Raw genomic sequence first — 17,627 nt, 5'->3', positions numbered from 1 at the left:
AATAGGTATCATCCGGAAATCCGTGGAGGTGCTTCATGAGAAGATTGGTTTTATTCTCCATTATCGGCTTCTTCGCACAGCTGATCGATGGAGCCCTGGGGATGGCGTATGGCGCTACCTCCGCATCACTCCTGCTAATGTTCGGCGTTGCGCCTGCCGTTGCGTCCGCTTCCATTCATATGTCGGAGATTGCTACGACCGCCGCATCCGGAGCATCCCATCTATGGTTCAAGAATGTCGATCGCAGCATTCTGTTAAGACTGGTCATCCCCGGATCCATCAGCGCATTCATCGGGGCAGCCTTCCTAAGCTCCGTCCCTGGACACATGATCAAGCCCTTTGCTTCAGCCTTCTTAACCATCTTGGGAATTTACATTATGTTTCGATTTCTTGTCAAAAAGAAGTCGGACCCGGCTCCCGAGAAACCGGCCAAGTATTCAACAGCTTTTCTCACACCGCTTGGGATCATTGCTGGATTTATGGATGCTGTAGGGGGCGGCGGCTGGGGACCGGTGACCACCCCGGCACTGCTTGCCAAGAACGGTGCAACGCCGCGTAAGGTGATCGGCACAGTAGATACAAGCGAATTTGCCATAGCTGTTTCAGCTACAGCAGGCTTCGTGCTATTTCTTGGATGGGAGACGTTTAATTTTACATGGGTTCTAGCGTTCGTAATCGGAGGTGTATTGGCGGCGCCGCTTGCAGCATGGCTCGTTAAAATCATCCCCTCCTATATCATGGGAGTTGTAGTGGGTGGTTTTATTATTCTTACGAATCTGAGAACCTTGATCCAATCCATAGCGATGATTCCAGATTCTTGGACGACGGCAATTTACGTCGTTTTGATAACTCTTTGGTTGATCACGATTGCTTATCAATTGATCCATAGGAGAAGGATTGCTATGGCAGAATAAGTCTCAAGGGCAGCCGCCGGTTGCCTTTTCCTTATATTCCCGGTGTGCTATATCCCCTAAATTCTCTTTCGGTTTCCGAAGGTTGTAACAACAACCTAGAACGAAGGGATTCTGCATATATGACGATTCATGATCTAAAGCAAAGAATGCAGTATATGAAATACCTGGGCTTCGATGAAAGCAAGAGAATGTGGGTGTATGCTTATCAGGAGAAGTTCCGCCGCGACGATATGTACGGCTTGATAGCAGGCAAGCTTAACGTTACTGTTCTGCCGTCGTTGGAGGGACTGACATTGACGAAGGGCTGAGTGTGCCTGAAACCTGATTTCAGCGTTGACACCGCATACATTTTCATATACCTTAAGAAGTAAGTTAATAAATCGAGTGATGGAGAAATGGAGATCCACGTCAATTGCCCTCTACATGTAGGGGCTATTTGGCCATGGTCTCTTTTTTCATATCAACGTCACTTGTGGATAGGGGGAAGCTTGGTTGGAGCGCTATATTCTTTCTTTGGATCAAGGAACGACGAGTTCACGAGCAATTCTTTTCGATAAGAACGGGAACATTGTGTACACAGCGCAAGAGGAATTTCGTCAATACTTTCCTAAACCGGGCTCTGTGGAGCAGAATGGAATTGAGATATGGAAATCGATTACTAATGTTATTGCCGCTTGCTTACAGGGAGCGCAAGTTAAGCCGGAGCAGCTTGCCGGAATCGGGATCACGAACCAGCGTGAAACAACCTTAGTATGGGATCGCGCTACGGGTCTGCCGATTTATCATGCCATCGTATGGCAATCGAGACAAACGGCGGATATTTGCGATGCTTTGAAGGAACAGGGCCTCGAAGATACCTTCCGGCAAAAGACAGGTCTTCTCGTTGATGCTTATTTCTCCGGAACGAAGGTAAAATGGATTCTGGACCACGTGGATGGCGCAAGGGAAAGAGCCGAGAAAGGTGAACTGCTCTTCGGCACCATCGACACCTGGCTGATTTGGAAGCTTACCGGAGGCGCTGTGCATGTGACGGATTATTCCAATGCGTCCCGGACACTGTTGTATAATATCCATGAGCTTGCATGGGATGAGGAGCTGCTTCGGATTCTGGAGGTTCCACGGGCGATGCTGCCGGAGGTTCGTTCCTCTTCCGAAATATACGGATATACGGACGCCAGCTTGTTCGGCGGCTGTTCGATCCCGATTGCCGGAGCGGCGGGGGACCAGCAGGCTGCTTTATTCGGGCAAGCGTGTTATGAGCAGGGGATGGTGAAGACCACCTACGGAACCGGCTGCTTCATGCTGATGAACACCGGAGAGCAAGCGGTCAATTCGGAGCACGGCCTAATTACTACGATAGCTTGGGGCATCAACGGAAAGGTGGAATATGCGCTGGAGGGCAGCGTCTTCGTTGCAGGCTCTGCGATCCAATGGCTGCGCGACGGATTGCGTCTTTTTGCCGATGCCAGCGAAAGTGAGCAATATGCGGTGAAGGTTTCCTCCACCGAAGGGGTTTATATTGTACCCGCCTTCGTAGGTTTAGGCAGCCCGTACTGGGACAGCGAGGTACGCGGCAGCGTTTTCGGATTGACAAGAGGCACGACGAAGGAGCATTTTATCCGGGCTACGCTGGAATCATTAGCTTACCAGACCAAGGATATTTTATCTGTGATGGAGCAGGATTCAGGACTTCCGGTTTCGACGCTGCGGGTAGACGGCGGCGCCGTGAAGAACAACTTCCTGATGGAGTTTCAAAGCGACATTCTAGGTGTGCCGGTAGAGCGTCCGGTTATCAACGAAACCACCGCGCTCGGTGCGGCTTACCTTGCAGGGTTAGCCGTCGGCTTCTGGGAGAGCCGGGAGCAAATTGCACAGCAGTGGCATATTGAGCGCCGCTTCCAGCCGAAGATGGCAGACCAAGAGCGAAGCTCGTTATATGCCGGCTGGAAGAAAGCCGTTCACGCTGCTATGGCTTTTAAATAGCACTCATACGTTGATTTCTCAAGGTCAGCCGGTGTTTCCGGTTGGCCTTTTTATCACGTTAATTATCATTATTTATTTTATTAATTTTATTATCTTAGTTAAGCATCACAAAAATATCAAAAAAGTTAATATTGTTAAGAGGATTTTTGGCGCTTGATGTAGAATATGGATATATACGAATATTGACGTGTGGAAGGGGATTCCAGACCTATGACAGGCAAAGTAATTACCGTATTATCAACCAAAGGCGGTGTAGGAAAATCGACGTTGGCACGTTTCATTTCCATCGTCGGACATGAGCAGGGGAAGAAGGTATGTATTATCGATACCTGTCAGAATTCCTCTATTGCAACCGGCTTTCTGAAGAACCGTGATTCTTTCGAGAAGAATGCGTATGATTGGCTTGTCGGAGAAGCCAAACCATCGGAGGTTATCCAGCAATACAAGGATACCAGCATTTATTACATACCCTCTGACGAACGAATTGACGATTACGAGGATTGGGTCAGCCGTAAGGTTCCGAAGCCTAAACAGCTCGAGGTGCTGAAGCAGAAGATTGAGCCGCTGCGCCAAATCTTCGATTATATCCTGATCGATACCCATCCAAGTGAGAACGCGGACATGGTGAATTACTCGATTGCAGCTTCGGACTATTGCGTCATTCCATTAGAGATTGACCTCGACGCGAAGCTTGCGGCGAAGCGCTGTGTAGAAATTATTTCGGATTACCAGGAAGCAGGCTACCACATCGATTATGGACTCGTGTGGAACAAGGTGGAGATCACGAAAGGAAAAGCACGTGCACAACTGGATCAAATGAAGAGCGAGCTGGTCGAGTACGGTATTATGGAAAGCAAATTTATCGGAGACATCCGCTATTCAACGACAGTTTCTACTTCGAAGAATGAAGGCATCATGCTGAATACGCTGGATAACAAATACACGAAGAATGTGATGAACGACATCCGATCCGTATCGAACACCATCTTTACCAAGATCGGGGAGGCGGGATAAGCATGAGCAACAACAACAACATCAATCTTTCTCAGCTGGATGAGCTCGATACGAAGCTTTCGTCGCCGCCGCCTCTGGAGTCCAAGCCAAGAAGAAGCGTCCTTTCGAAGTATACGGAACCGGAGCCCGAACAGGAACCGGAACTAAAGCCAATCGCCCCGCCTGTGAAGAAGGAGAAGCGTGTGAAGAAAGTAAAACCCGTCAGCTTCGCGATCTCCTATGAGCTGGATGAGAGGATCGATCAATACTGCGAACGGAAATACATGAAGAAATCCACCTTTGCCGTTCTGGCCTTAGAGGAATTTCTCAAGAAAAAGCTGGAAGAAGAAAACGGATGATATATATATGTAAGGCTCGCCTAAACCATTCACAGGCGGGCCTTTTATGCTGTCATTATCTGTAGTTAAGCTCCTGTCAAATTATTACCCAGGAAATCAAGATTCGACAACCGCCCCCAACTCCGCAGGACTGGCAGATAACAGCCCTAGTATAGTAAGATGGAGGTATACAGTAGTCCAAAGGAGAACCTTATGTGTCGAAATATAAAACCATTGCACAATTTCGAGCCACCGGCAACCGAGGATGAAATCCGGGCCGCGTCCCTGCAATTCATAAGAAAAATATCCGGTTTCCAGCAGCCTTCCAAAGCCAATGAGGAAGCGTTCCAGCGTGCGATAGAAGAAGTCTCCGCGGCAGCTTCGAAGCTGCTTAGCTCACTCGTGACCCATGCGGAGCCGCGTAACCGTGAAGTGGAAATTCAGCGCGCCAGAGAACGGAACGCCAAAAGATTCGGAACAAAAAATGGAACAGGGGCACCATTAAGTTGAAATCATTGGGGGTAACGGCGAAATGAGTACTTTGGTTGATCGAATCCATACGGCTGTTCAGTCGTTCAGACGGGGCATCGAAGCAGGCATTATGCAGAGCGTAGGCACTGATATCACAGCGCCCCAGATGTTCATGTTATACTTCATCAACCAAAAGGAAAAATGCAAGCTGACGCAGATCGCCGAGAGATTGGGAGTAAAGCCTAGTGCGGTGACCGTTATGATTGATCGCTTGGAGAATGCGGGATACGTGGTGCGGGGGGATGATCCTTTGGACCGGAGATCCATCCTCGTTGAGCTGACGGATAGCGGCAGGGAAGTCCTAGCAAGGGCAGTTGCCAAAAGAAATGAAATTATCAGCTCGTACTTTACGAAATTACAGCCGGATGAGAGGGAATTGGTCACTCGGTTAATGGAAAAGATGGTTGAAGACGAAGTACGGGACCAGCTGTAACGAAAAGAAGCAGAAACGCATGCAGTGTGAAATACGTCATAGACAACCATGCTTCTGCTTAAGTACTGTGTTGGTAGCCTCTCCCTTAACTTGAAAGAGCCCCTGAGGGAGGCCCGGCATAACTGGATGAAATCGAGGTGCATTGGGTTGAAAACCGTTGTCATCATAGGCGGGGGTATTACCGGCTTGTCCGCTGCCTACTATTTGCAAAAAGCGATTCGAGAAGGCAAGGGCAAAGCTAACATCATCGTAGTGGAAGCTGAAGCTACGCTAGGCGGTAAAATCAAAACGGCATACGAGGACGGCTTCATTATGGAAACAGGTGCCGATTCCATCGTGGCCCGCAAACAGAACGTAGCCCCTTTTCTCGAAGAGCTGGGTCTGCAGGATGCAGTTGTTTATAATGCAACAGGAAAATCCTTTCTCTATATGGATAACGAGCTGAAGCAAATACCGGATGATACGGTTTTTGGAATTCCGCTCAGCTTGGAGTCACTGGCCAAGAGTCATTTGATATCCGCCGAGGGCAAGGTTGAAGCATTGAAGGATTTCTACACACCGAATGAAACCTTCACAAAGACGGATTCGATCGGTCATTTCTTGACCGCTTTCCTAGGGAAGGAGCTTGTTGAGAGGCAGATTGCTCCAGTCATTTCCGGTGTGTATTCAGGGAATCTGAACGACCTGACACTCGCCTCGACCATGCCATACCTGCTGGATTATAAAAATAAATACGGCAGTATCATTCAGGGCTTCTCCGAGAACAGGAAGCAGTATCAGGGAAATGGGGACAAAAAGTTTCTTTCCTTCGAAGGCGGAGTTTCCTCGCTCATCGATGTCATGGAGCAAAAGCTTGAGGACGTAGAGATCATTAAGGGCATGAAAGCGGAGCGTTTGGAGAGGCTCGGTGAACGATATCGCATTACCCTGGCCGACTCCCGGGTGATCGAGACCGATTATGTCGTTCTCAGTACGCAGCATAATGCAGCCCAAGCCTTACTGCAATCGGAGGAGCTGGATGAGGATTTCAACCAGCTGACGAACAGCTCTCTTATATCCGTTTATCTCGGATTCGACGTTTCCGACAGTCTACTTCCGAAGGACGGAACAGGCTTCATCGTAGCTCAAGGGGACGATCTCATCTGCAATGCCTGCACTTGGACAAGCCGCAAATGGGAACATACCTCGAGAGAACATCGTTTGCTCGTACGCTTGTTCTACAAGAGCTCCAATCCGCATTATGAGCGCTTGCTGAAGCTTACGGAGGAAGAGCTTGTCGAGGTAGCGCTTAGCGATATCTTCAAGAGCTTGGGAATCCAGGAGAAGCCGGTCACGTTTCGGGTAACGCCATGGCATGAAACGATGCCGAATTACCACATACGGCATTCTCAGACCGTACAGTCGTTAGTGCAGAAGCTAGGGCAGAGCGACCCTAACATTCTTCTGGCCGGGTGCTCCTATTACGGCGTCGGAATTCCAGACTGTATTGCGAACGGGGAGAAGACGGCGCAAATCCTTGCGGAACGGATGCTATAGATAGGAAGAGTAAGGGACTGTCCCATAAGTCCGTGAAAATAAGGGGTGCCTCTTAAGTAGAATTTCTACTTATGGGACAGCCCCTTTTTTTGGTTGACCAAGTAAATTATTAACTTTGTGAATATTTCACATCATAGAGCTAATCATCAATGAAGATCGTGCTTAAATCGATTGCGAAATCCTCAAATAAGCTTAATGGGATGATATCTGATCGGAAATATTGCCCCGTTCGTTCATAAGAGTTATTGTGAAGTCGAAATGACTCTATAAACTCATGGTAAGGGTCAACAATCCAATATTCCTTTACACCGGCTTTGGCATAAGTATTAAATTTAAGAACCCGGTCTGTTTTCGTTGTAGAGGGGGACAGAACCTCCATCACCATATCGGGGACCCCAACAATCCGCTTTTCTTTGATTTTGTTCGAGTCGCAGACAACCAGCAAATCCGGCTGAAGCCAGTCCATTATTTCCGTTTCCTTGGTTTCATCCGTGGCGAACAAGCAGACATCGATCGGAGCAATGAAAGCTCGGCAGGCTTTCCCCTTAAGAAAAGCTCGGAACTCCGTGTAAATACCGCCAAGTATATCTTGATGCCTTGGAGTGGGAGATGGTGTCATATTAATAATTTCGCCGTTTAAGACCTCGCAAGGCAAGCCCTCATCCCAAGTCAGGTAATCCGCATAGGTTACAGGTGTTTTTTTATCAGGCAACCCCATTGTCGATCCCTCCGTTCGAATGGATGCTTCCTACTAGCAGTATATCATCACTATGCCTCGCATCCAAATAACAACACGGCTGCGCACTCACCTGTTAGCGGCCTTCCCCGAATGTTGGAATCGAAGAAATATATGCAGCACCCGCTTCATCAAAATACCGATCAGCAGATATCCGGGAATAGAGTAGTAATGCTGCCAAACAAAAGGGAAGTACACCTTCAACCAAACGGCAATAGGCTCGAAAACAAAGCTAAAGAGAAATGACATGACCAGGAGTGCGAGGATGAAGGTGCTCCATCTTACGGCGTACTGGTAGATCAGCATATAGATTACGGTCATTATGATGTCCACACAAACATTTCTAGGCCCCCAGGGCAGCACCATCGTCGGATAATCCCAAAGCTGCAGCTCGCCTCCGATCATATCGAGCAGCATGATGAGGGTCAGCACCAAGGAGCCGAACAGGCTAATCTCCAACAGCCGCTTGCGGTCAACAAGCTTTATCCATAGCAGAAAGGCCCCGGCTGTAGAAATCAACAAAAACCACCAGGAATAGGAGAAGACGGTATGGCTGGTCCAATAACTTATTCGTACCTCGTTCAAGTGCATGGCCGCCTCATGAACGTCGTCAAACTGCACCCTGTTACCCACTCACCCTGCCTCCAATCTATCAATGGATTCCTGTATTATTTTCCAAATTGATGCAAATTATGTGGAATGCGGAAGTCTGTCCGAAAGTCAAGTCCGGATGATGAAAAAAGCTATGCAGCTTCAGGGAAACGGAAAGCTGTTCAACACTGAAGAACCGCAGGGGTGGAGACGATGGAACAAGTCGACTTCTTACTATCCCGGGACTGCAGACTGATGCAGGGCAATTAGTACGGAAAGCCGATGAAGCCGGAAGAAATCGTAGCTTGGGTTTCCCGGACCGTCCGGGCAAGGAAGTGAATTAGAACCGCCGCATTCACACTATCGGCAATTTTTCTGTAACCACTTGTCAATTATTTCTGTCTATCTTTTGCGTTTGGAATCGATTATAGTAAGGAACGAAATCGTTGATAGACAGGTGAGGTGTTCATTATGATGAAGGGATTTGGTTCTTTTCTAGAGCAATTAAGAGGAAGTCGGTCACTTAGAGAAGCGGCGAAGCTGAGCGGCTTATCCCATGCATACATAAGAGATCTGGAGCTCGAAAAGAATCGCTCTACGAACGAAAGGATCATTCCGTCGCCGGATACATTGAAGAAGCTGTCCGCGGCCTATAACTACCCCTATAAGGACCTGATGACGATGGCAGGACATTTATATCAAGAACAAGACACAGAACAACAGGTCGATTTCACAGAGGTCCTATATGCCAAAATTATGACGGATCATGTCCAGTTCCACTTGGGTTCTCCCGGGCAGCAGTTCAACATGCATTGTGATTTGCCCCGTTTCCATGAACTGCTCAAGGAATTCGAGGCGCATTCGTTTAAGCGTCTGGATACGGAGTTATTCGTGAATATCGGGCGGATCCGGGCGGTGGATTGGAAGGCCGGCACCGTTCATTTTGAGCCTAACATCAGCTTGAGAGTATCTCCGCTTCGCCTAAACAAGCATCAAAGCCTCATTCTCAGAAGCATCGCGGAACATAACGGGACAACGCTCGAATACAATGTAGACAAAAAGAACGGTTTGAAGTCCGCCATTCAATCAATATTTACGCCATCGGATTAACTAGAAAGAGGTGCGGTATGTCGGCTGGTACGGTGCTTGGGTTAAGCATTCAATATCTCATCCTCTGGCTGAGTATATTTCTGTTCTCCTTTACACTCTTCCGGTTCAAGCTTAGGGACAACGTTTCGAGAATAGCGGTTTCCGTATTGATCATGACCCAAGTCTCGCTGCTGCTGCAGCTTCAAACATTTACACAGGCATTAGTTCCCATCGGACAGCCGATTGCGCTGGTCTGTACGCTGGTTTTCATTTTCCGAATTCCATGGCTGTATGCCATGATGATGACGGTGGTTCCGTATTCGATGCTCAGCGTGGCCGAATTCCTATCCAACTATATCATGCTGGAGTATTCGCTTAAAAAAGTCATGGATCGGTTGAACCAAACGCCCGGCGTGCCCGAGTTTGCTGTCCTGATCGTCTTGATGAATATGCTGACCTTCCTTATCTATAAAAGCAATGTCGGATTTACCTTTATTTCCAGGAGATTTCAGCGTAAGTCCCATGATGATCTACGGGTGGTTGTGTTCGCCATTGTCGGATTGCTGCTTGCGGCAGGAGTAGGACTGCTCTATCCTTGGCTATTCCTGATGGGGTCAATCGGTGCCCTGGCCATCACAGGTTATTTGATTTATTTGTCGTACCATAAGGAGATCATGGAGGATTAGTGAAAGCACCAACATCATCGTACAAAATAAAGCCTCCAGCCCCCACAGCCCGAGCTCTGGAGGTAGAGGCTATTGTGTTTATTTGCCGGCAATCCAGGATTGGATTTCACTACGGATTCGCTCACGTGCCTCATCCACCAGCCTGAAATCGGTCGCCTTTACATAAATGGCTTCCAATTGATCCCGCAGCGATTTGGCGTGGGCTAGGTGGGCGGTGCCTTCCTTCATTTTCGCTGCGTACCGCGCCTGAATGTCCGCGATCTCCGCGGCGTACTTTTCATCAGTGCCCGGTGTTATGCAGCGTGAGTACATATCCACGATTTCGTCCGACTCCCGCTCCGGGAAATACTCATGAGGCGCGGTGCTATCAAACATGGCTACACCGAGCTCCCTCACGATAATCATGTCCAGACTGTTCGGGTCAAACCCGCAGTGATATATTTCCACATCCAGACCGCGTTCTTCCGCAATAGCCGCAAGCTTCTTCAGCATCGTCGATTTACCGGAGCCGGGGCGCCCCTTAATGAAATAGCGTTTGGCCACATCTTCCGTCAAATTCGGAACGAAGTCTACTGCGCCTTCAGGAGTAGCGGCTCCCAAGAAACGGTGGCTCACAACCGCAGCTTTCCCTGTGGAAGGGACCGAACCAAACAGCCTGCCCGTGTATTCCTCCGTCACTTCATTTGCCGCGTCAAAATCCATACAGCCTATATAAATCGCTTCCCACTCGTCATGAATACGAAGCGCTTCCTTATAAGTAGCGTAGGCTGCCTCGTAAGCCGCCTTAATGCTTCGGTTCAGCTCGATGATGTCTGCTTTGCGCTCCGACAGCTGTGCTACATCCCATGCCTGACCCAAGTCAACGTATTGCTCCACGGCACCCGGGACTTCAGGCTCGATCACATGCGGCGCAGTGCCGTCCACGATGCCCAGCCCAAGCTTCGGAACGATGACGCCATCAAGGGAACGGTTATCCGATGCGCAGTGGATGAAGCGAATGTCATACCCCTGCTCGGCAAGCTCATTGCCGATGGTGCGGATGAGGGTTGATTTGCCGGAGCCGGGGCCGCCCTTCAAGATATAAACCCGCTCCAGTCCTTGCAGAGAGGACCCGAATAAATTGGCGAAGCCTCTAGCCGTGTTACCGCCTGCATAATAGTTTTTTACATTTCCCGCCATGCAGTTCACCTTCCTGTGCTAATGTCTCGATTGCCTAGAGTCATTATATTCTGGGCTCCCGGAAGTGTGCAGGGGCAGCACCTTTTCTCTTACACCGTATGTCTAATTATGGTAATATGTAATCAGATGGATTGAGTCCGGCCGGATTTATAGGGGAGTGAAGGATTGGTGATGCTTGAACCGTATTGGTGGCAGCTAGCTTTACTGGCTGTAAGCAGTTACTTGGTCGGCAATTTTTGTGCCGCCATTTTTATTTCTGCAAGGTTTGCCCATAAGGACATTCGGGAACTTGGAAGCAAGAACCCCGGCACAACGAATATGACCCGGGTTTTTGGCTTGAAGTTCGGTGCCGCTACCTTGCTCATCGATTTTCTGAAAGGTCTTCTTTGTGTGCTGGCGGGCAAAATCGTATTTACATCCATAGGCGGTTCCGAGGTCGGGATGCTCGCCGCATTCGCTACGGGACTGGCTGTCATCCTCGGGCATAATTATCCGATATTGCTCCGCTTTCGAGGCGGCAAAGGCTTCGCTACAGGCATCGGAGTGTTTCTAGTCGTCAATCCTTTGTTTACCCTGCTGCTACTGTTCGCAGGCGTCATTCTGCTCCTGCTTGTCGATCGGATGTCCGTGTTCGCTTTGACCTTTTTCACCATAGAAGCACTGTACTACCTTCTTGTTTACGGGGACAACGGGGCGACCCTGTTCGCCTGCGGCTACTTGGGCTTAGCGGTCATCGCGCATTGGCCTAACATTCTCCGCTTGGTACAGGGGGAAGAGAAGCCGCTAGGGCTTATGAAGCTTATTAAGGTTAGTAAATAAGAAAAGCTTCTATCGAAGCCCTCTCGGGGATGTACATTCGTGAGCCAGAGGAAGCTTTTCTTGAAACATTAGAATCCTTGAGCTCCGCTCAAAACTTATAAATTCTAATGTTATAAGAAAAAAAGGTTCCGCTCCGTTGTGTCGGCAGCTGAACCTTTTTTTGCTTTCTATGGCTTTGTTGGAAAAGGCTGCGTGTACGAAGGTTCTTCAGCAGCCTCCATATGACTTGGTTCTTCCTTCACCCATGGCGGCATATAATACATGCTAAATTCGTGCGGGTAATAGTAAACATAGTCGTCGGACCGCTCGCTGATGAAGAAGCTCTTCAAACCGGACCTGATTCGAGAGAACATGCAATCTGCCCCTTACTGTAAGTTTTGGGGTAGTATGCGCCGGAAGGGGGAGAGTTATACATTTTTGATAAAAAAATGATACCGTTGCGGATGTCCGGGGTCGCTTGAGACCCAACATACCCTCGAAAGGAAGATGCAAAACTTGGAGCGATTACAGTCATTACCCGAGCTAATCATCCTGCAGAACGGAGAACCTCTAACGGGAAGGGAGTCGTGGGAAAGACAGCGGCGTCCGCAGCTGTTGGATCTTTTTCGCGAGCATGTGTATGGCCGGGAACCGGTACAGAGACCGGAAACACTCCGCTTCTCCGTTGAAGCTATGCATCGTATGATGGACGGCGCCGCATTCCGCAAGCAAGTGAGGATCTCCTATGAGGGTCCGGGCGGACAGGGGAGCTTCATGCTCAACTTATTTGTCCCCATTCAAGCGGAGAAGCCGGTACCGGCTTTCCTGCTGATCAATAACCGTGGCCTGAATGCTGCGGATCCCGAGCGCTTAGTGAAACATTCGTTCTGGCCGGCGGAGCGAATCGTTGCACGAGGTTATGCCGCCGCTGTACTCCAGTTGAGTGAAATCGATCCTGATCAGCACGATGATTTCCGTAATGGAGTTCACGGTATCTTCGATCCACCCGAAAGAAAGCGGCCTCCCAACGCTTGGGGTACCATTGCCGCATGGGCTTGGGGTGCTTGCCGGGCGATGGATTACTTAGAAACGGATACGGATATTGACTCTGCCCGAGTAGCCGTCGTCGGACATTCCCGCGGCGGCAAGACGGCTTTATGGGCAGGAGCCATAGACCGACGCTTTGCCATGGTCGTCAGCAATAACTCCGGCTGCACGGGTGCCGCCGTCACACGCGGAAAGAAGGGCGAGACCGTTAGGGATATTAACAAGTCGTTTCCTCACTGGTTTAACGAAAACTACAAATCCTACAACGGCAAAGAAGAACTGCTTCCGGTAGATCAGCACATGCTGCTTGCTCTGATTGCTCCCCGGCTGCTATACGTCTCCAGCGCAACAGATGATGAATGGGCAGACCCAGCTTCCGAATTTCTATCCGTCGTCCTGGCTGCACCAGCCTACCATTTCTACGCCGTCAAGGGTATCGATTGTGATAGATTTCCAGAACCGGACACACCCGTACATGGGGACCGTATCGGCTATCACTTGCGTACAGGCAAGCATGATATGGTGGACTACGATTGGGAGCAGTTTATGGATTTTGCGGATGAGCGGATGAAATAACCATTAAAAGGCCATTCTTCCTCCAGGAAGCATGGCCTTTTCGTTATCCCATCCGCTGGATCAGGAGGGGCATGGTTATTCAAATGTGCTGGATTTTATGGAATGAAGAGCATCTCTGCCATATCTCGCTCATTTGTGACTGTTTTGACTCATATTTCATCCAGAAAGCGCTTTACAAACTATAATAAATCAAATATAATCATATTCAACAACAAACAATCATGAATGAGCGTAAGATATCCGATTAGATAAGGGGGGGGAGTTCCCTTTGCTGTTTGAAGAAGAGCGCCAGCAGAAGATCGCCGATTATGTTCAATTGAAAGCAAGAGCTTCCGTTCAGGAGCTGGCACAGCAATTCCAGGTGTCCGAATCGACGGTGCGCCGTGATTTGAAGATTCTAGAGGAAGCGAGGCAGCTGCGCCGTACGCACGGCGGTGCGGTTATGCTGGTAAGCGACAATGCGGAGCCTACCTTTATGGAGAAGGAGGACCGGTTCCGCGCACAGAAGGAGGCTATCGCCAAAGCTGCCGTATCTTTTGTTGAGGAAGGGGATACGCTGGTGCTCGATTCCGGGACGACGACTTATTATTTGTCCAAGGAGCTGAAGGCATTCAAGCAATTGACCGTCGTGACCAATTCGATCATGGTGGCGCAGGAGCTATCAAGCCATACCGGAATCGAGCTCGTTCTGACAGGAGGCACATTCCGTCATGAAACGTTAGCGATGGTCGGTCCCTTAACGGAGAGGGCGCTCGGTTCCGTCTATGTGGATAAAGCTTTTCTGGCCATCAATGGTGTGGATTTTTCAGTCGGACTAACAACACCCAACCTTCTGGAAGCTTCCGCGAAGAAAGGCATGATTCGATCCGCTAAGCAGGTGATTCTGCTGGCTGATCACAGCAAGTTCGGCAAGGTCTCCTTCGCCAAGGTGGCCGAGCTTTCGGAAATCGATCAAATCTTAACTGACGATGGAATTACAGATAAAGCGGTGAAAGAAATGCTGGCCGCCGGCATTAAGGTAACGGTGGTTTGAGAGGAAGGTGGATTTCATGAACTCCGCAGTAGTTACTATCACGTTAAATCCGGCCTTGGACAAAACCGTCACATTGGACGAATTTCAATTCGGCGGTCTGAATCGAATCACGGACTGGCGTATGGACCCTGGCGGGAAAGGAATCAATGTCGCGAAGGTATTGAAGCATTTTGCCGTTGAGGTTACCTGCTCGGGCTTTACGGCCGGGCATCAAGGGCAAGTGCTCAGCGAGAAGCTGCAGGAACTTGGGATTCCTCACCGGTTTACGGAGACGGAAGGGGAAACAAGGATCAACCTGAAGGTCTATGAGGAACGAAGCAATATCACGACGGAGCTGAATGAGCCTGGCTTTACTGTTACAGCGGCATCACTTGAAGCTTTTTTGATAAATTATCGTGAGGCGGTGCAGGGCGCAGCGGTTGTCGTTCTTGGGGGGAGCCTACCTCCCGGGGCGCCAGCCGATCTGTACAAGACCTTAACCGAGCTGGCGAATGCGGAGGGAGTCCGAACCGTGCTCGATGCGGACGGAGAGGCTTTCGTGCACGGCATAGAGGCCGTTCCTTTCGCCATCAAGCCGAACATTCACGAGCTGGAGTCGTTGTTTCAGGAAACCTTCACGACCGATGAGGATATCATCGCCGCAGCAAGAAGGCTGACGGAAAAAGGGATTGCTTTGGTTGCTGTCTCTTTAGGCGGCGACGGCTCGATCCTGGTCACTAAGGATGAAGCCATCCGGGCGAAACCGTTCCCGATTACGCCTATGAGCACCGTAGGAGCGGGTGATTCCATGGTAGCCGCGATGATTTACTGTATGCTGCATGGCAAAACCCTGGAGGAAACGGCCCGTTGGACATCCGCCGCGGGTACGGTGACCGCCTCCAAGCCGGGGACGCAGGTATGTACGCTTCCTGAGGTCGAGGAGAAGCTGAGCAGTGTCACGATTTGGAAGCCTTAAATGAATGACATCTTGGAAAACGGAGGCACACTATGAAAAAAATTCTTGCGGTAACCGCTTGTCCGACCGGGGTAGCGCATACCTATATGGCTGCAGAGTCCTTGTCCAGGACAGCGAAAGAGAAGCAAATCCCGATCAAGGTCGAAACCCGAGGCGCTGTCGGTGTGGAGAACGAGCTGACTCCTGAAGAAATTGCCGAGGCACACGCCATTATCGTTGCAGCGGATACGGATGTTCTTGAATCCCGCTTCGCAGGGAAGCCGGTAGTGAAGGTTCCTGTCGCACAAGCCATTAAGAATCCTGCAGGACTTCTGGAAGAAGCGCTGAACAAAGAAGCGGCTAGCGTATCCGAAGACTTCGCGAAGAAGGTCGAGGAATCCAAGTCTAAACGCAGTGCAGGACGCACAGGCGCCTATAAACACCTGATGACAGGCGTATCGAATATGCTCCCGCTCGTTGTTGCCGGCGGTCTTCTGATTGCATTATCGTTTGTCTTCGGTATTGAAGCCTTCAAGCAAGAGGGGACTCTCGCAGCCGCCTTGATGAGTATCGGTGGGGGCGCTGCATTTGCGCTGATGGTACCAATTCTTGCCGGATTTATCGCCTTCTCCATTGCGGAGAAGCCGGGTCTCGCTCCGGGCTTGGTAGGAGGCATGCTGGCAACCCAGACGGGGGCCGGCTTCCTAGGAGGCATCATCGCGGGCTTCCTTGCCGGTTATGTGGCCAAATGGCTGAAGGATTATATTAAGCTTCCTAGAAACCTGGAAGGCTTGAAGCCGATTCTGATTATCCCTCTCCTGGCAACCGGCATCACCGGACTACTGATGATTTACGTGATCGGCACACCGGTGAAAGCGATCATGGACGCATTAACACTGTGGCTGAAATCGCTCGGTTCCACGAATGCCGTGCTTCTCGGCTTGCTGCTCGGGGCCATGATGGCGTTCGATATGGGGGGGCCGCTCAATAAAGCCGCTTATACCTTTGCCATTGGTCTCCTCGCCAGCGACATCTACGGTCCGATGGCTGCAGTTATGGCAGCGGGAATGACCCCGCCGCTCGGCTTATGGCTCGCAACCCTAATCGGTCCGAAGAAGTTCACGAAGGAAGAACGCGACGCTGGGAAAGCAGCCTCCGTCTTGGGTATCTCCTTCATTACCGAAGGAGCCATCCCGTTCGCGGCGAGCGATCCGCTTCGAGTCATCCCTTCGATCGTAGCGGGCTCTGCACTGACCGGCGCATTATCCATGTTCTTCGGCGCTACGCTTCGCGCGCCTCACGGCGGTATCTTCGTGCTTCTGATTCCTAATGCAGTCACACAGCTCTTGTTCTATGTTATCTCTATCGCGGCGGGTATGCTGCTGACGGCTCTGCTGCTGAACATCTTGAAGAAGCCGATCCAAGAATCATAACAACTTCAAAGGGGCGGCCTGCCCCTATCCATAGGAGGACGAAACGATGAACGTTCAAGCATTGCTTCATGACCAAAGCATTATGATCCCGCTGGAAACGACCGATAAGGAAAGCTGCATTCGCACCATGATTGACGGACTGAATGCTGCGGGCTGTATTACCGATAAGAATGCTTATTTGGACGCGGTACTGAAGCGGGAGGAGACCGGCTCCACAGGAATCGGCTTCGGCGTAGCCATCCCCCACGGCAAATCCGGCGGGGTAGCGAAACCGGGGTTGGCCTTCGCCAAGCTCGCACAGCCGCTCGATTGGAACTCCCTTGACGGCAACCCGGTATCGATCGTTTTCATGATCGCGGTTCCGGAAGCGGCTGCCGGTAACGAGCACCTGCAAATTTTGATTGCCCTGTCCCGCAAGCTGATTGACGAAGGCTTCCGGAAGCAATTGCTTGAAGTGACGGAGCCTCAGCAGCTGAAGGCTATTCTTGAATCGATCTAATAGGAGATGACCTCAATGTTAACGAAAGAAGTTACGATCCGGAACGAGTCCGGCTTTCATATTCGCCCTGCCCAGCTTTTTACGGAAAAGGCGGCTGAGTTCCAATCCAGCGTCGGCGTGAAATTTCATAACGGAACCGATCTGACGGAAATTGACGGTAAAAGTATTCTGGGCCTGATGACCTTGGGCTTGGAGAAAGGCTCCGTCATTACCATCACCACAGACGGACCAGATGCCGGGCAGGCTATGGAGGCCTTGGTGGAGCTGGTAGAGAGCGGCTTCGGCGAGTAAACGGCAG

General features: G+C 50.2%; 20 protein-coding genes. 17 read left to right on the top strand and 3 right to left on the bottom strand.

Going from position 1 to position 17,627, the window contains the following annotated elements; all coding sequences use genetic code 11:
* The first annotated feature begins 35 nt into the window (after positions 1 to 35).
* The 8 genes from RAC89_RS28960 to RAC89_RS28925 all read left to right on the top strand — a co-directional run bounded on the left by RAC89_RS28960 (position 36) and on the right by RAC89_RS28925 (position 6,728).
* On the top strand, positions 36 to 914 hold the full coding sequence (locus RAC89_RS28960; RefSeq protein ID WP_284646379.1) for a sulfite exporter TauE/SafE family protein: 879 nt from the start codon (positions 36 to 38) through the stop codon (positions 912 to 914).
* A gap of 119 nt (positions 915 to 1,033) precedes the next feature.
* The gene (locus RAC89_RS28955; RefSeq protein ID WP_306617145.1) at positions 1,034 to 1,222 is read left to right on the top strand and encodes a hypothetical protein; all 189 of its coding nucleotides are present in this window, start codon (positions 1,034 to 1,036) and stop codon (positions 1,220 to 1,222) included.
* Positions 1,223 to 1,406: 184 nt separating this feature from the next.
* A complete protein-coding gene (glpK, locus tag RAC89_RS28950; RefSeq protein WP_306617144.1) occupies positions 1,407 to 2,897 on the top strand; it encodes a glycerol kinase GlpK in 1,491 nt (496 codons plus the stop codon).
* 210 nt (positions 2,898 to 3,107) lie between these two features.
* Complete coding sequence (locus RAC89_RS28945; RefSeq protein WP_284646376.1) at positions 3,108 to 3,911, top strand: ParA family protein; 804 nt, start codon at positions 3,108 to 3,110, stop codon at positions 3,909 to 3,911.
* A gap of 2 nt (positions 3,912 to 3,913) precedes the next feature.
* Entirely contained in the window at positions 3,914 to 4,249 is a 336-nt protein-coding gene (locus tag RAC89_RS28940; RefSeq protein WP_284646375.1) for a hypothetical protein, read from the top strand.
* 192 nt (positions 4,250 to 4,441) lie between these two features.
* Positions 4,442 to 4,738, top strand: coding sequence for a DUF2277 domain-containing protein (locus RAC89_RS28935; protein WP_306617143.1), 297 nt, complete (start codon positions 4,442 to 4,444; stop codon positions 4,736 to 4,738).
* Between the two features lie 22 nt (positions 4,739 to 4,760).
* Positions 4,761 to 5,192 (top strand): MarR family winged helix-turn-helix transcriptional regulator, encoded by a 432-nt coding sequence (locus tag RAC89_RS28930; protein WP_284646371.1) that lies wholly within the window; start codon positions 4,761 to 4,763, stop codon positions 5,190 to 5,192.
* Positions 5,193 to 5,339: 147 nt separating this feature from the next.
* Positions 5,340 to 6,728 carry a protoporphyrinogen oxidase gene (locus tag RAC89_RS28925; RefSeq protein ID WP_306617842.1) on the top strand — a complete coding sequence of 463 codons (1,389 nt, stop codon included), beginning with the start codon at positions 5,340 to 5,342 and terminating at the stop codon, positions 6,726 to 6,728.
* A gap of 139 nt (positions 6,729 to 6,867) precedes the next feature.
* On the opposite strand, the gene RAC89_RS28920 is transcribed toward RAC89_RS28925, so the two are convergent.
* Entirely contained in the window at positions 6,868 to 7,446 is a 579-nt protein-coding gene (locus tag RAC89_RS28920; RefSeq protein ID WP_306617142.1) for a Uma2 family endonuclease, read from the bottom strand.
* An 87-nt stretch (positions 7,447 to 7,533) separates the two neighbouring features.
* Complete coding sequence (locus tag RAC89_RS28915; RefSeq protein ID WP_306617141.1) at positions 7,534 to 8,097, bottom strand: CBO0543 family protein; 564 nt, start codon at positions 8,095 to 8,097, stop codon at positions 7,534 to 7,536.
* Positions 8,098 to 8,526: 429 nt separating this feature from the next.
* On the opposite strand from RAC89_RS28915, the gene RAC89_RS28910 reads away from it, so the two are divergent.
* Positions 8,527 to 9,165, top strand: a complete 639-nt coding sequence (locus RAC89_RS28910) for a helix-turn-helix domain-containing protein (RefSeq protein WP_306617140.1) — start codon at positions 8,527 to 8,529, stop codon at positions 9,163 to 9,165.
* A gap of 17 nt (positions 9,166 to 9,182) precedes the next feature.
* A complete protein-coding gene (locus RAC89_RS28905; protein ID WP_306617139.1) occupies positions 9,183 to 9,830 on the top strand; it encodes a hypothetical protein in 648 nt (215 codons plus the stop codon).
* A gap of 78 nt (positions 9,831 to 9,908) precedes the next feature.
* On the opposite strand, the gene RAC89_RS28900 is transcribed toward RAC89_RS28905, so the two are convergent.
* Positions 9,909 to 11,009 carry a PRK06851 family protein gene (locus RAC89_RS28900; RefSeq protein ID WP_306617138.1) on the bottom strand — a complete coding sequence of 367 codons (1,101 nt, stop codon included), beginning with the start codon at positions 11,007 to 11,009 and terminating at the stop codon, positions 9,909 to 9,911.
* A gap of 171 nt (positions 11,010 to 11,180) precedes the next feature.
* Here RAC89_RS28900 and RAC89_RS28895 point away from each other — a divergent pair, with 171 nt between their 5' ends.
* From RAC89_RS28895 to RAC89_RS28865, 7 genes are all read left to right on the top strand, one after another.
* Complete coding sequence (locus RAC89_RS28895; RefSeq protein ID WP_306617841.1) at positions 11,181 to 11,828, top strand: glycerol-3-phosphate acyltransferase; 648 nt, start codon at positions 11,181 to 11,183, stop codon at positions 11,826 to 11,828.
* 495 nt (positions 11,829 to 12,323) lie between these two features.
* Entirely contained in the window at positions 12,324 to 13,430 is a 1,107-nt protein-coding gene (locus RAC89_RS28890; RefSeq protein WP_306617137.1) for a dienelactone hydrolase family protein, read from the top strand.
* A gap of 268 nt (positions 13,431 to 13,698) precedes the next feature.
* Positions 13,699 to 14,463 carry a DeoR/GlpR family DNA-binding transcription regulator gene (locus RAC89_RS28885; protein ID WP_306617136.1) on the top strand — a complete coding sequence of 255 codons (765 nt, stop codon included), beginning with the start codon at positions 13,699 to 13,701 and terminating at the stop codon, positions 14,461 to 14,463.
* A 16-nt stretch (positions 14,464 to 14,479) separates the two neighbouring features.
* Positions 14,480 to 15,418, top strand: coding sequence for a 1-phosphofructokinase (gene pfkB / locus RAC89_RS28880; protein ID WP_306617135.1), 939 nt, complete (start codon positions 14,480 to 14,482; stop codon positions 15,416 to 15,418).
* A 32-nt stretch (positions 15,419 to 15,450) separates the two neighbouring features.
* Positions 15,451 to 16,830 (top strand): fructose-specific PTS transporter subunit EIIC, encoded by a 1,380-nt coding sequence (locus tag RAC89_RS28875; protein ID WP_306617134.1) that lies wholly within the window; start codon positions 15,451 to 15,453, stop codon positions 16,828 to 16,830.
* 46 nt (positions 16,831 to 16,876) lie between these two features.
* The gene (locus RAC89_RS28870; RefSeq protein WP_284646356.1) at positions 16,877 to 17,329 is read left to right on the top strand and encodes a PTS sugar transporter subunit IIA; all 453 of its coding nucleotides are present in this window, start codon (positions 16,877 to 16,879) and stop codon (positions 17,327 to 17,329) included.
* Positions 17,330 to 17,344: 15 nt separating this feature from the next.
* Entirely contained in the window at positions 17,345 to 17,620 is a 276-nt protein-coding gene (locus RAC89_RS28865) for an HPr family phosphocarrier protein (protein ID WP_306617133.1), read from the top strand.
* The last annotated feature ends 7 nt before the right edge of the window (positions 17,621 to 17,627 follow it).

Source organism: Paenibacillus sp. GD4, assembly GCF_030846225.1.
GTDB classification, from domain to species: domain Bacteria; phylum Bacillota; class Bacilli; order Paenibacillales; family NBRC-103111; genus Paenibacillus_G; species Paenibacillus_G silviterrae.
The sequence above is the reverse complement of the archived record's forward strand: the minus strand, read 5'-3'. Positions and strand labels throughout refer to the sequence as shown.

Coding starts and splice junctions, on each gene's coding strand:
- RAC89_RS28875 (WP_306617134.1), top strand. CDS start 15,451: ATGAAAAAAATTCTTGCGGTAACCGCTTGTCCGACCGGGGTAGCGCAT.
- RAC89_RS28945 (WP_284646376.1), top strand. CDS start 3,108: ATGACAGGCAAAGTAATTACCGTATTATCAACCAAAGGCGGTGTAGGA.
- RAC89_RS28955 (WP_306617145.1), top strand. CDS start 1,034: ATGACGATTCATGATCTAAAGCAAAGAATGCAGTATATGAAATACCTG.
- RAC89_RS28960 (WP_284646379.1), top strand. CDS start 36: ATGAGAAGATTGGTTTTATTCTCCATTATCGGCTTCTTCGCACAGCTG.
- RAC89_RS28935 (WP_306617143.1), top strand. CDS start 4,442: ATGTGTCGAAATATAAAACCATTGCACAATTTCGAGCCACCGGCAACC.
- RAC89_RS28920 (WP_306617142.1), bottom strand. CDS start 7,446: ATGGGGTTGCCTGATAAAAAAACACCTGTAACCTATGCGGATTACCTG.
- pfkB (WP_306617135.1), top strand. CDS start 14,480: ATGAACTCCGCAGTAGTTACTATCACGTTAAATCCGGCCTTGGACAAA.
- RAC89_RS28870 (WP_284646356.1), top strand. CDS start 16,877: ATGAACGTTCAAGCATTGCTTCATGACCAAAGCATTATGATCCCGCTG.
- RAC89_RS28930 (WP_284646371.1), top strand. CDS start 4,761: ATGAGTACTTTGGTTGATCGAATCCATACGGCTGTTCAGTCGTTCAGA.
- RAC89_RS28910 (WP_306617140.1), top strand. CDS start 8,527: ATGATGAAGGGATTTGGTTCTTTTCTAGAGCAATTAAGAGGAAGTCGG.
- RAC89_RS28940 (WP_284646375.1), top strand. CDS start 3,914: ATGAGCAACAACAACAACATCAATCTTTCTCAGCTGGATGAGCTCGAT.
- RAC89_RS28905 (WP_306617139.1), top strand. CDS start 9,183: ATGTCGGCTGGTACGGTGCTTGGGTTAAGCATTCAATATCTCATCCTC.
- RAC89_RS28900 (WP_306617138.1), bottom strand. CDS start 11,009: ATGGCGGGAAATGTAAAAAACTATTATGCAGGCGGTAACACGGCTAGA.
- RAC89_RS28865 (WP_306617133.1), top strand. CDS start 17,345: ATGTTAACGAAAGAAGTTACGATCCGGAACGAGTCCGGCTTTCATATT.
- RAC89_RS28895 (WP_306617841.1), top strand. CDS start 11,181: ATGCTTGAACCGTATTGGTGGCAGCTAGCTTTACTGGCTGTAAGCAGT.